The sequence below is a fragment of the Sphingobacterium sp. DR205 genome (genome assembly GCF_011064245.1).
Taxonomy (GTDB): Bacteria; Bacteroidota; Bacteroidia; order Sphingobacteriales; family Sphingobacteriaceae; genus Sphingobacterium; species Sphingobacterium athyrii.
Genome location: NZ_CP049333.1, coordinates 6,593,069 through 6,607,001, shown reverse-complemented (window position 1 = coordinate 6,607,001; position 13,933 = coordinate 6,593,069). Strand labels below are relative to the sequence as shown.

Sequence of the window (13,933 nt, the reverse complement as noted above, 5' to 3'; positions counted from 1 at the left end):
CACCAAGTGTCTCCATTTTTTTTGATTTCTACAGATCAGTTACACAACCTTCTGAAGCGTCGGCTACGGTCTTAACATATTTATATAACACGCCTTTACTGACTTTCAAAGCCGGTTGTACCCATGCTGCACGACGTTGTGCAATCTCCTCATCGGAAAGGTTCACATTGATCGTATTGTTGACAGCATCAATCTCGATGATATCGTCATCATGCACTAAGCCAATTAACCCGCCTTTGTAAGATTCAGGTGTAATGTGGCCTACAACGAAACCGTGTGTACCGCCAGAGAAACGCCCATCTGTAATGAGTGCCACTGATTTACCTAAGCCGGCACCGATAATTAATGAGGTCGGTTTGAGCATTTCCGGCATACCTGGAGCACCTACTGGGCCTTCATTTTTAATAACCACAACATCTCCGGGCTTAATTCTGCCTGAGGCAATTCCTGCTACTAAGTCATGTTCGCCATCGAATACACGTGCGGGACCTGTGAATTTTTCGCCTTCTTTGCCTGATATCTTTGCTACGGAACCTTTTTCAGCCAGATTTCCGTAAAGGATCTGTAAGTGTCCTGTTGCTTTGATTGGGTTGCTCAATGGTTTGATAATAGGCTGGTCATATTCCATAATGGATTTGACATCCGCTAAGTTTTCAGCAACAGTTTTTCCAGTTACGGTGATACAATCACCATGTAATAAACCTTCGTCCAAAAGGTATTTCATCACAGCGGGAGTTCCACCATATTGTTGAAGATCTTGCATCAAGTATTTGCCAGAAGGTTTAAAGTCTGCCAATACAGGTGTTTCGTCACTCATGCGCTGGAAGTCATCTTGTGAGATATCAACGCCTACAGCCTTACCGATCGCAATAAAGTGAAGCACGGCATTGGTACTACCTCCTAAGATCACGATGGTACGTAATGCATTTTCGAATGCTTTGCGCGTCATGATATCGGAAGGTTTGATATCTTTTTCAAGTAGGGTACGGATATGTTTACCAGCTTCTAGACATTCATTTTTCTTTTCAGCTGAGATTGCCGGATTAGAGGAAGAGTACGGTAAGCTCATTCCCAACGCTTCAATTGCTGAAGCCATCGTATTTGCTGTATACATGCCGCCACAAGCACCGGCGCCAGGGCAGGTATGTTTGATAATACCTTCGTAATCTTCATCGGAGAGATTGCCGCAGATACGTTGTCCTAAGGCTTCAAAAGCAGAAACGATATTGAGTTCCTCTCCTTTGTAATGTCCGGGTGCAATTGTACCGCCATAGACCATGAGCGAGGGGCGATCCAAACGTGCCATCGCCATGATGGCGCCGGGCATATTTTTATCACATCCGGGAATAGAGATTAGACCATCGTAATATTGACCGCCACAGATCGTTTCAATGCTGTCAGCGATTACATCACGACTTACCAAGGAGTAACGCATACCATCCGTACCGTTGCTCATGCCGTCACTGACACCAATGGTACCAAAGGTCAGACCCACTAAGTCATTGTTCCAAACACCTTTTTTGACGATCTGTGCCAAATCATTGAGGTGCATATTACACGTATTACCATCGTATCCCATGCTGGCAATACCGACCTGCGCCTTGTCCATATCGGCATCTGTCAGGCCGATACCGTAAAGCATTGCTTTAGCAGCAGGTTGCGTTTCGTCTTGTGTAAATGTACGGCTGTATTTGTTCATTGCATTTTCGCCGTTAGATGATGACTTCATAATTTTCGTTCTCTAATACTAAATTTTTATATCTTCTTTGGATCGACGCACCTATGCTGTGTTCCCACTCTTCTTGATAGATGACATCGTCGACTTGTTTGATTCCGATAATTTCAGCAGCTGTACCGCATAAGAATGCACTATCAGCTGTATAGATATCTTCTACTGTCAATTGTTTTTCAACGACTTCGAAATTCAGTTTTTTACAGATGTTTTTAACGGTCTGCCGTGTAATGCCGGGAAAAATGTTTTTCGCTGGCGGTGTATAAATTTTGAAATCTTTCTCAATAAAAATATTCTCGCTGGAAGCTTGGGCAACGAAGCCTTCATGATCAAGCATAAGTGCCTCATCAAAACCCCTGTTGATGGCTTCTGTCGTCGCTAGAATAGAGTTTACATATTGACCTGATATTTTCGAGTCCGTTTTAAAAGATTTTGGATTAGGTCTTTTAATATCAGAGATGCATACACGTAACAGATTTTGACCAAGATAAGGTCCCCATTCCCAGGCGGCAATCATCAGATTAGCCTCCGTGGAAGAAGTCAGGTGCATATTCGAGCCGGTGAGTACCAATGGACGGATGTAGGCCTCCCGTAAGTTGTTGATAGCCAAAAGCTCATAACATTTATCAATTAGCTCCCTGTTACTCCATCGATAAGGGATATTCACCGCTTCGCAGGATTTCTTCAATCGGTCAAAATGTTTGTCCGCTTTAAAGATGCGCGGACCATTGTGGGTGTTGTACGCGCGTAAACCATCGAATACAGCGTAGCCATAGTGAAGCGATTGTGCAAAGGGATTCAATGCAGCCTCGGAGGCTTTTACAAAGGCTCCATCCAAATAAATCAATGTGTTCTTGTCGTAGTATTTCATAACCCAAAATTTACCTATATAAATAATTTCCCTTTTTGGTTTTTGCTGGTAAATCATGCTATCTCAGGCCGCTGTAAAAACCTTCGATTTTCATTTCCTCAAGGTAGCAGGAATTACAATAATTGGCAATAGGTAAAGTGCTAATTTTCTATTTAGAATAAAATTTTAAAATTTTATATTTTTAAAAATTTTAAACTGCATTTTAAGCTATTGATCGGTTTTTAATTTTGTTAGTCGTATACCGTATTTAAAATTGGTCTACCTGGTCAAAAAATTATTTTTTGTTACAAAGGGCAAATTTCTTCCTAAAATGAAGAAATTGTCAAAAAAACTTTAAAAAAAAAGCTTCCGATATTTCTATCGGAAGCTCTTCAATATTTTAAAACCAATTGATTTAATCTCCGATAATTCCTTCAGCAAGCACGGTAATGACATTGTCTTTTGCTTCCACAACACCACCTTTAATGAACACTTCTTGTCCACCTTTACCTTGTTGAATAATTACTTTTCCATCTTCCAAAGTAGAAACAATTGCCGCGTGGTCTTTCAAAATTTGAAAAGAGCCCGCAGAGCCAGGGACCGTAACAGATGTTACTTCGCCTTCGTATACTAATTTGTCGGGAGTGATAATTGTTAATTTCATTATTCTTAGATATAATCTAAATTAAACTGCTTCTGCTAATAATTTCTTACCTTTTTCGATAGCATCATCAATGTTACCTACCAAGTTGAAGGCAGCTTCTGGATATTCATCAACCTCACCATCAATGATCATGTTAAATCCTTTGATGGTATCTTTGATGTCTACCAATACACCTTTTAAACCTGTAAATTGTTCTGCTACGTGGAAAGGTTGTGATAAGAAACGTTGTACACGACGTGCACGGTGAACGGTTAGCTTATCTTCTTCGGATAACTCGTCCATACCTAAGATGGCGATGATATCTTGCAATTCTTTGTAACGTTGAAGAATTTCTTTCACACGTTGTGCGGTATCGTAATGTTCAGCACCTAAAACAGCAGGAGAAAGGATACGTGATGTAGAATCCAATGGATCCACAGCAGGATAGATACCTAACTCAGCAATTTTACGGGACAATACTGTAGTTGCATCCAAGTGAGCAAATGTTGTCGCAGGAGCAGGGTCAGTTAAGTCATCGGCAGGTACATATACCGCTTGTACTGAAGTAATAGATCCGTTTTTAGTTGAAGTGATACGCTCCTGCATTAAACCCATTTCTGTAGCTAATGTCGGTTGGTAACCTACAGCTGAAGGCATACGGCCTAACAACGCGGATACTTCAGAACCTGCTTGTGTAAAACGGAAGATGTTATCGATAAAGAATAGGACGTCACGACCTTGACCTTCGCCATCACCATCACGGAAATATTCCGCAACAGTCAAACCTGACAAAGCAACACGTGCACGTGCACCGGGAGGCTCATTCATCTGACCGAATACGAAAGTACATTTAGAGTCTTTCATTAATTCATGGTCAACAGTATCCAAAGGCCATTCACCTTTCTCCATGCCTTCCATAAAATGCTCGCCGTATTTGATGATACCAGATTCCAACATCTCACGCAATAAGTCATTACCTTCACGTGTACGTTCACCTACACCGGCAAATACGGAAAGACCACCGTGACCTTTAGCGATGTTGTTGATTAATTCTTGGATTAATACAGTTTTACCTACACCGGCACCACCGAATAAACCAATTTTACCACCTTTAGCATATGGCTCTAAAAGGTCAATAACTTTGATACCAGTAAAAAGTACTTCGGATTCAGTGGATAGATCTTCGAATTTAGGAGGGACGTTGTGGATAGGACGACCATTCTCTTTACTCAAATTTTGGATACCATCAATGGCATCACCAACTACATTGAATACACGACCTTTGATTTCTTCACCAACAGGCATTTTGATAGGAGCACCAGTATCGACAACTTCCATTCCGCGAACCAAACCTTCAGTTGCGTCCATGGCAATTGTACGTACACGATCCTGACCTAAGTGTTGTTGAACTTCCAATACAACACGTTGTCCATTTTCTTTTTGAATGTACAATGCATCGTAAATTTTAGGTAGATTTTCACTGTCGGCGAAGTTGACGTCAACAACTGGGCCGATAATCTGCGCTATTTTACCAATCTTGGGCATATTATAGGGACTAAATATTTATTAATCAATTTTATATAAGAGACATAAAAGGCCTCTTTTTTGGTCAGCAAAAATAAGGTTATTCGTTTTTAAAAACAAATAGAATTTGTAATTAAATTATATTTTCATTAATGTAGGTCAAAATGTTATCTCTTGTAATTCTGTGAGTTTCGACTCTTGTTGTTGCAAATATACTATTTCGGCGTATTGGCGACACTATTTTTTTGAATTGCTGCTCCTTTCCGACGTTCGTACGATGAGGCTCAGCGTGTATATAAATGTGATCGACCTGAAGCGGGGTCTTCATGAGGAGCCGCTTCAGGTCGATGAGAATTCTGTATAATATCGTTTTATGAAGACCTGACTAGATCTTTTTATTTAATTCATCTTGCAATTGACGTTTCAGTAATTGTTCTTTTTCCATGGCTTTTTTACGGAATGTCGCAAATTCCTCTTGTGATTGTTCTGCTGTCTTTTGAAATTCTACTGTATCGACTTTCGCTTTTCTATAGGAAATTAAAAAGATGAAAGTCGCTACAGCCAAGACGGCGATGATGGTCCAGACGACCGTACTGTATAAGCTCTTGGATGTATTGATACCCAAGAATGAAAAGCTATCTGTCTTTTGTTGCTCCTGTGCGAGTTGATCCTTTAATGTCTGAATAGAATCTTGCAAATTTTTGGTGTTTGATGAATAATTGCTGGATGAGGATTTTAGGGAATTGATTTCCTTATGCAGCTTTGCAACAGTATCAACAACATTTCTTTTGACGATATCAAGGTTGGTTTTGCGCACCATCTTGAAGTCATAATTGTTTTTCGATATATAATTTAAGTGATCAAATTGATTTGCCAAGCTCCCTTTTTTTAGTCCATCCGGGCTGTATTTGTAAGCGTTATTGGCCTGCTGGGTGGCGGTAACCGGCGCTGCTGCAGGAGTTTGAGCCTGTAATAAAGTGTACGATGAAATAAATAAAATCGTAAAGAATACAAATGCTAATCTCAATTTGCTCATGTTGTCTATCGTTATTATAATAAGTTTAATCAGAATATTCCAGCTGCAAAGCTAGCATATGCCTGTGATAAATATAAGGAATTATTGAAAAAACGAAAATTGAAAGTGAAATATATTCCGATTATAGTCTATCCTTTTGGTAGGTATCTTTATGTTTCGAGGCCCCAGCTAGGCAGATAACGGAGAAATGACATAATTTTCTCTTTATAGATTGCTGTATTTAGCTTAAAATAATATGCCCCTTTTTTGGAATTTTCTTTGTCTTTTTCCTGTAGTTTGATGATTAAGCCCGATGAGAGTAGTTTCCGACTAAAGTTACGCTTGTCAAGCTCGATATTATAGACACCTTCATATAAGGCTGCGATTTGTGGAATCGTGAATTTTTCCGGTAGCAGTTCGAATAGAATAGGATATAGCGCTGCTTTCATACGTAGGCGGTGTTGTGCCGATGATATCATTTGTTCGTGATCGAATATCAGTGTAGGATGCTGTTGTAATGGAAACCATTTTGCTTCGTAATCGTCGCTTAAGATATGCTTATATTGTTGGGTGTCGATCAATGCAAAATAGCAGATACTTATCACTCGGTCATTGGGTTCGCGTTTGGGCTCGCCGAAGACACTGCATTGCTCCATATAGACATTTTCGAGACCTGTTAATTTTTTCAACACCCGGCTGGCAGATTCTTCTGGACTTTCGTTGGGTTGAACAAAACCACCCATCAAACTCCATTTATTTCTTTCAGGTTCAAAATCACGCTTGATCAACAATACTTCTAGGGATTCCCCATTGAAGCCAAATATAATACAGTCTACAGCTAAAAGAATCCCTGAATCTTTTTTATAATATTCCATTGTCTATTGTTTTTTATCTCTTTTTTTGATTTCCTCCCGTTTTCATGATCAAAACTATAAAGTGACTAGCTAAAAATAAGTACAATACTTGGTCGGTAACTGATTGAAAAATGTTTCAATATAACATATACAGGCATTTGGGCTCATCATGATTAACGGGATGAAGTTAATTCATTTTTTTAAATATGAAAATTTTCTTTCAAATTCAAAAAAATAAATGTTTATTTGACACTAATTATTTTTGAATGCTTATCTTCGATTGAGGGCACTGAAAAAAATAATGCTAGAAACAATTATAAGTTATAAACCAAATTCAGCAAAAATGAATGAATCATATGTCATCGGGATAGATTACGGAAGCGATTCTGTCCGTTCTGTATTGGTCGATGCGATTAATGGAGAAGAAATATCATCTTCAGTATTTTATTATCCACGATGGAAAAGAGGGGAATACTGCGATGCTGCATCGAGTCAGTTTAGACAACATCCCTTAGATTACATCGAAGGTCTGGAGGCGACAGTAAGGGATTGTTTACAAAAATCGGGAATAGCGAATATTGGACAGGCCGTAAGAGCAATTTCGGTAGATACCACCGGTTCAACCCCCATTGCTGTCAATGAGCAAGGGGTTCCTTTGGCTTTGCTGGATGAATTTAAGGATAATCCCAATGCGATGTTTGTCCTGTGGAAGGATCATACCGCCGTTAAGGAAGCCAAGGAAATCAATGATTATAACGAAACAAGTGCGGTTGATTATTTGAAATACGTTGGTGGTGTTTATTCTTCGGAATGGTTTTGGGCTAAGTTACTTCATATTTTTAGAGTTGACGAGCAAGTTCGTAAAGCGACATTTAGCTGGGTTGAACATTGTGATTATATTCCTTTCTTATTGACGGGAGGCACGCATGCATCTGCGATTAAGCGAGGTGTATGTTCTGCCGGCCATAAGTCGCTTTGGGCGGAAGCATTCGGTGGCCTGCCTCCAAATGCTTTCTTTACGGATATTGACCCGCTATTGGATGGTGTTGTGGATCGTTTATTTTCAGAAACTTATACGGCAGATAAACCTGCAGGGAATCTCTCAGCCGAATGGGCCGAACGTTTGGGGCTTTCGACATCGGTAATAATTGGTATCGGTGCCTTTGATTGTCACATGGGGGCTGTAGGTGGACAGATCGAACCTTATTATCTCAGTAAAGTCATGGGTACATCGACTTGTGATATGCTTGTTGCACCAAAAGAAGAGGTTCAGGATACACTTGTGAAGGGAATCTGCGGTCAGGTGGATGGTTCGATCATTCCCGGAATGATCGGTATGGAAGCTGGGCAATCCGCCTTTGGCGATGCTTATGCTTGGTTAAAACAGGTCTTGTTATGGCCTGCGAAACAGGCGTTACAAGATGTAGAAGGTCTGAATGATGTCGTTCGTGAGCAAGTTGTGAATGGTTTGGAAGAGAAGTTGCTGGTCAGTTTGAGTAAAAAGGCTGCGGAGTTGTCAGTAACCGCAACTTCGGAGTTGGCGATAGATTGGTTGAATGGTCGAAGAACACCCGACGCGGATCAATCATTGAAAGGTGCAATTACAGGATTGCATTTAGGAACCGATGCGCCACGGATATTTAGAGCTATTGTTGAAGCAACCTGTTTCGGCGCAAAAGCCATTGCGGATCGTTTTGTTGATCAGGGAATTCCTGTTAAAGGACTGATCGGTCTCGGTGGCGTTGCCAAAAAATCCCCTTTTATTATGCAGATGATGGCTAATGTCATGAACATGCCAATTCGTATACATAAGAGTGAGCAGACTTGTGCTATTGGTGCGGCCATGTTCGCGGCGACTGCGGCGGGGCTGTATGACCATGTTGAGGATGCCATGAAAACCATGGGGCAAGGTTTCGAATGTACCTATGTACCCGAAGAGAAGTGGGTGCCAATCTATGCTGAACGTTATGAACGCTACAAGGCACTCGGAGCTTTCATGGAAGGGAAAGAATCGTTAGCCATTACTGTTTAATCGTTGAATATTTATTATGTATAATTCAATTAAAGAAGAAGCATACCGTTGCAATATGCAACTGCCCCAATTGGGCCTTGTACTTTTCACATTTGGAAATGTCAGTGTTGTGGATCGGAAGCATGAAGTTTTTGCCATTAAACCTAGTGGGGTACCTTATGAGGAGCTTTCTCCTGAGCAAATGGTCATTGTTGATTTTGACGGTAATGTGGTTGAAGGAGATCTTAGACCTTCATCGGATACAAAAACGCATGCTGTTTTATATAAACACTGGAAAGAAATTGGCGGTATTACACATACGCATTCAACTTATGCAACAGCATGGGCACAAAGTCAACGCGATATTCCGATTTTCGGAACGACACATGCCGATCATTTAACGACAGATATTCCCTGTGCTCCGCCAATGAGTGATGAGATGATCGCCGGAAACTACGAGCATGAAACGGGTTTTCAGATTATCAATCACTTTACCGAAAATAAGCTTGATTATAAAGAAGTGGAAATGATTCTAGTTGGCAACCATGCGCCTTTTGCCTGGGGTAAAAATGGAATGAAGTCTGTTTATAATAGCGCGGTATTGGAACAAGTTGCCAAGATGGCTTTGTTGACAGAACAGATCAACCCCAATGCGCCGAGGTTAAAGTCCGCTTTAATCAAAAAACATTATGAACGGAAACATGGAACCAATGCCTACTATGGTCAATAATTCGCGATAATAAAAAAACAATAGCAAAAAACTACTATTTAAAAATGAATATTAATTTAAAAGAACTTGAGGTCTGGTTTATCGTTGGAAGCCAAGATCTATATGGAGAAGAGACCTTACGCCAAGTTGCACTGCATGCCGAGGAAATCGCAAACTATTTAAATGCACAGACTGTGATTCCTGTGGCAGTGAAATATAAACCGATCGTCAAAAATACAGATGAAATTTACGCAACGTTAACAGCTGCCAATAGCGAAAAAAATTGTATCGGTGTCATTACATGGATGCATACATTCTCGCCTGCTAAAATGTGGATCAGAGGGTTAAAAGCTTTACAAAAACCATTATTGCATCTACATACCCAGTATAATCAGGATATCCCTTGGAGCAGTATTGACATGGATTTTATGAACCTCAACCAAAGCGCACATGGCGACCGTGAATTTGGCCATATTGTAAGCCGATTGAAAATAGGCCGTAAAGTGGTGACCGGACATTGGCAAGACCCTGAAGTATTGGAGCGTATTAATGTATGGTCGCGTGCCGCAGCAGGCTGGAATGACTGGCAAGGTGCCAAATTTGCGCGGTTTGGCGACAATATGCGTTATGTAGCTGTTACGGATGGCGACAAGGTGGAAGCGGAATCTCAATTTGGTTTTTCTGTAAATACCTATGCGATTGGTGATTTGGTTCAGATTATTAACGCGAGCACTAATGAAGAAATAGACGCTTTATTGGCCGAGTACGAAGCTACGTATGAATTGGCAGAAAACGTAAAGGTCGGTGGTGAATTTCATGACAATCTGATTGAAGCTGCTAAAATTGAAATCGGCTTACGTAAATTCTTAGCGCAAGGCGATTTTAAAGGTTTTACGGATACTTTTGAGGACCTGCATGGTATGGTGCAGCTTCCGGGTTTGGCAGTACAGCGCTTAATGGCCGAAGGGTACGGTTTTGCCGGTGAGGGAGACTGGAAAACGCCGGCCTTGGTCAGAGCATGTAAAGTCATGGGAGCTGGTCTGGCAGGAACGACAGCATTTATGGAAGACTATACCTATCATTTTGATCCGCAAAATGCCATGGTTTTGGGTTCACACATGTTGGAAGTCGATCCAGCCTTGGCTACCGACAAGCCACGAATCGAGGTACATCCATTGGGAATAGGTGGCAAAGCGGATCCAGCTCGTCTCGTCTTTAACGGCCAGAGTGGAGATGCACTCAATGCTTCGTTGGTTGATATGGGTACACGTTTTCGATTGATCGTCAATAAGGTTGAAGGGGTTTCTGTCGAAGAAGAATTACCAAAACTTCCAGTTGCGCGGGTATTATGGAAACCACTTCCAGATATGAAAACAGGTTGTAGTGCCTGGATCGTTGCTGGCGGCGCTCACCATACCGCCTACAGCTTGAGTTTGACACCTGAATATCTTGAAGATTTTGCGCGCATAGCAGGGTTAGAATATGTGTTGATTGATGAGGAAACTACGGTTGCAAAACTCGAAGATCAATTGAAGTGGAATGAACTTTATTATTTACTGAGTAAGTAATAGTTTGTAAGCCATTTATGTACCCAATCTTCGGGACATAAATGGCTTATTTGATAAATAACCAATTTGGAAAATATGGAAAAATTTGCAACGGTAGATTACGTTATCTTCGTAATTTACTTCTTTATCGTGGCAGGCTATGGCTACTGGATTTATCGCAAGAAGACAAATAGTCTAAGCAGCAGCAAGGATTATTTTTTGGCGGAAGGGTCACTGACTTGGTGGGCGATCGGCTCCTCATTGATTGCATCCAATATTTCTGCGGAGCAGTTTATAGGAATGAGCGGTAATGGGTTTGAAGTTGGAATAGCTGTAGCAGCGTACGAACTTATTGCTGCGGTGGCGCTTATCATTGTTGCGGTTTGGTTTATCCCGGTGTATCTAAAAAATAAGATTTTCACCATGCCACAATTTTTAAATAACCGATACAACGAAACAACAAGCCTTATCATGGCTATTTTTTGGCTGTTTTTGTATGTGTTTGTCAACCTGACATCGATTCTATATTTAGGAGCCATTGCCATTTCTAGTATGGCAGGCGGTGGAGATAGCTTCCATACGATCACGGTGGCTTTGGCTGTGTTTGCTGTGATTATCACATTGGGAGGAATGCGTGTGATCGGTTTTACAGATGTTATCCAGGTTGTGGTACTGATTATTGGCGGTATAGCGACAACCTATGTGGCATTGACTTTAGTCAGTGAACATTTTGGTTTGGGACAGGATGCTTTGGCTGGATTCAATAAGCTGATGGAAGATTCGCCGGAGCACTTTAATTTGTTTGTTTCCAAACCTGGGCCAGGGGCCAGTCAGGAAGATATTAATAAATATCTGATGTTGCCAGGAATAGGGATGTATCTTGCAGGAATCTGGATTGTTAACCTAAATTATTGGGGCTGTAATCAATATATCACGCAGCGGGCTTTAGGAGCTGATTTAAAAACAGCGCGAACTGGAATTCTTTTTGCCGGTTTTCTTAAATTGTTTATGCCAATTATCGTGATGCTGCCGGGGATTGCTGCTTATGTGTTATATAAAAATGGAGCCTTGCAACAGGAAATGGCTCCGGGAGGTGTATTTCATGCCGATAATGCTTATTCGGCGATATTGGGTTATCTGCCAAATGGTATGAAGGGGCTTGCGCTGGCAGCACTTACAGCTGCTATTGTGGCGGGATTGGCCGGAAAGGCCAACAGTATTGCAACAATCTTTACATTGGATATTTTTAAAAAATATATCAATAAAGAGGCGAGCGAAGCAAAAATGGTATGGGTTGGCAAGATAACTATTGTTATCTCTATTTTGCTTTCCGTATTGTTTACCTGGAATGATGCTTTGGGCATCGGTGGCGCCGGCGGGTTTACTTTTATCCAGAAATATACTGGATTTATCAGCCCGGGTGTTTTTGCGATGTTTTTATTGGGCATGTTTTGGAAAAGAACGACGGGGGCAGCTGCTATTACAGGGCTTGTCACGGGCTTTGCTTTGTCCGTATTTTTTAACGAGTTTGCAACAAAAGTTTTCGGACCGGAAACATGGATCTATACAGCTTATCCAAATAAAGCGGGGGTTTATGAGATTCCATTCCAGATCTGTATGGGACTGGCATTTGTTTTTACCATGATAGCCATGATAGGTGTAAGCTTATTTGGGCCAAAAATTAATCCAAAAGCTTTTGTCTTGGATAAATCGATGTTCAAGGTTGAGCCATCCGTATTGGCATTAATTGTTGTAACCTTATTGTTGGTGACAGCCATTTATGTTCGGTTTTGGTAAAATGGCGACTTTTGAATACTAGAAATTATTATGAACCCTTCCTAATGTAACTAGGAAACTCCATCTTGGTTGATGGAATAAAAACTTAAATACAGATGAATAAGAAAATTATTATTGGTTTGTTGACTTGTGCTTCTTTAGCGTATGGATGTCAGTCCTCTTCGACTCAAAATAAGCAAGCGGCAACTTCGGCTGATTCTACGTCGAGCCAGGCCTTCGATGGTCAGATTGATGGTAAAGAGGTTAAATTGTTTCAACTAAAGAACGATAAAATAGCTGTCACACTCACGAATTATGGCGCGCGATTGGTGACATTAAAAGTTCCAAATAAGGACGGTGGTGTTACGGATGTAATTTTGGGTTATGATTCAGCGAAGGAATACAAGGAAAACTATAATAATTTTTACGGAGCAATTGTGGGACGCTATGGTAACCGCATCGGTAAAGCTTCTTTCACACTGAATGGGGAGTCTTATTCCCTAGAAAAAAATGATGGTGAGAATTCGCTTCATGGCGGTACGAATGGTGTATACAACAAAGTGTGGGATGTGATCAATCGTACGGCTACCTCGATAACACTGGCGTATACCTCACCGGATAAAGAGGCCGGTTATCCCGGAACAGTCAAAATGGAGGTTACTTACACGCTCGAAGAAAATGGTGGGTTGGCCATTGATTATCTAGCAACGACGGACAAAGAAACGGTTTTAAATCTGACGAATCATGCCTATTTTAATCTCAATGGTGCAGGCGATTCTTCTATTTTAGACCATGAACTTCAAATTGATGCAAAGGCGATAACGGAGGTTGATCATACGTTAATTCCGACAGGAAAGAGTTTGCCTGTTGCAGGTACAGCATTTGATTTTACAAAACCACAGCGTGTCGGTGCCCATATTGAAGATGAAAATGCACAATTGAAGATCGGAAAAGGCTATGATCATAATTTTGAACTTAACAAGAAGGATGGTTTCCAGAAAGTAGCTGCGGTATATGCTTCGAAAACGGGAATTGAAATGCAGGTCTACACAACAGAGCCGGGTCTGCAATTTTACAGCGGTAATTTTATGAAGGATTCAGATCCAAAAGGAAAAGAAGGAAAGGTTTATCCATTCCGTTCGGCATTCTGTCTGGAAACACAACATTTTCCGGATGCACCGAACCATCCCAATTTTGCATCAACGGTATTGAAACCCGGAGAAAAATATAGTTCAAAAACAACTTACCGATTCAATGTTAAATAAGGAAGTT

11 protein-coding genes are annotated in these 13,933 nt (G+C 40.9%); 5 read left to right on the top strand and 6 right to left on the bottom strand.

All coding sequences use genetic code 11. The features are described from left to right. Positions 1–28 precede the first annotated feature (28 nt). From ilvD to G6053_RS27845, 6 genes are all read right to left on the bottom strand, one after another. The gene (gene ilvD / locus G6053_RS27870; RefSeq protein ID WP_165309244.1) at positions 29–1,729 is read right to left on the bottom strand and encodes a dihydroxy-acid dehydratase; all 1,701 of its coding nucleotides are present in this window, start codon (positions 1,727–1,729) and stop codon (positions 29–31) included. Continuing rightward, positions 1,713–2,603 (bottom strand): branched-chain amino acid transaminase, encoded by an 891-nt coding sequence (locus G6053_RS27865; protein WP_108635119.1) that lies wholly within the window; start codon positions 2,601–2,603, stop codon positions 1,713–1,715. The genes ilvD and G6053_RS27865 overlap by 17 nt, the downstream gene beginning before the upstream one ends. 394 nt (positions 2,604–2,997) lie before the next feature. Next, positions 2,998–3,246, bottom strand: a complete 249-nt coding sequence (gene atpC / locus G6053_RS27860; protein ID WP_028071934.1) for an ATP synthase F1 subunit epsilon — start codon at positions 3,244–3,246, stop codon at positions 2,998–3,000. Between the two features lie 21 nt (positions 3,247–3,267). Then, the gene (atpD, locus tag G6053_RS27855) at positions 3,268–4,770 is read right to left on the bottom strand and encodes a F0F1 ATP synthase subunit beta (protein ID WP_108634878.1); all 1,503 of its coding nucleotides are present in this window, start codon (positions 4,768–4,770) and stop codon (positions 3,268–3,270) included. A gap of 364 nt (positions 4,771–5,134) precedes the next feature. Then, positions 5,135–5,785: a hypothetical protein gene (locus G6053_RS27850; RefSeq protein WP_108634879.1), complete on the bottom strand. Its 651-nt coding sequence runs from the start codon at positions 5,783–5,785 to the stop codon at positions 5,135–5,137. A 149-nt stretch (positions 5,786–5,934) separates the two neighbouring features. After that, positions 5,935–6,639 carry an NUDIX domain-containing protein gene (locus G6053_RS27845; RefSeq protein ID WP_108634880.1) on the bottom strand — a complete coding sequence of 235 codons (705 nt, stop codon included), beginning with the start codon at positions 6,637–6,639 and terminating at the stop codon, positions 5,935–5,937. 322 nt (positions 6,640–6,961) lie between these two features. On the opposite strand from G6053_RS27845, the gene G6053_RS27840 reads away from it, so the two are divergent. The 5 genes from G6053_RS27840 (at position 6,962) to G6053_RS27820 (ending at position 13,926) form a co-directional block, all read left to right on the top strand. Then, positions 6,962–8,650: a ribulokinase gene (locus G6053_RS27840; protein WP_108634881.1), complete on the top strand. Its 1,689-nt coding sequence runs from the start codon at positions 6,962–6,964 to the stop codon at positions 8,648–8,650. A gap of 16 nt (positions 8,651–8,666) precedes the next feature. Then, complete coding sequence (locus G6053_RS27835; RefSeq protein ID WP_108634882.1) at positions 8,667–9,359, top strand: L-ribulose-5-phosphate 4-epimerase; 693 nt, start codon at positions 8,667–8,669, stop codon at positions 9,357–9,359. Between the two features lie 44 nt (positions 9,360–9,403). Beyond that, complete coding sequence (gene araA, locus G6053_RS27830) at positions 9,404–10,906, top strand: L-arabinose isomerase (protein WP_108634883.1); 1,503 nt, start codon at positions 9,404–9,406, stop codon at positions 10,904–10,906. A gap of 75 nt (positions 10,907–10,981) precedes the next feature. Continuing rightward, complete coding sequence (locus G6053_RS27825) at positions 10,982–12,682, top strand: sodium/solute symporter (protein WP_108634884.1); 1,701 nt, start codon at positions 10,982–10,984, stop codon at positions 12,680–12,682. A gap of 95 nt (positions 12,683–12,777) precedes the next feature. Beyond that, entirely contained in the window at positions 12,778–13,926 is a 1,149-nt protein-coding gene (locus G6053_RS27820) for an aldose epimerase family protein (protein ID WP_108634885.1), read from the top strand. Positions 13,927–13,933: the final 7 nt, after the last annotated feature.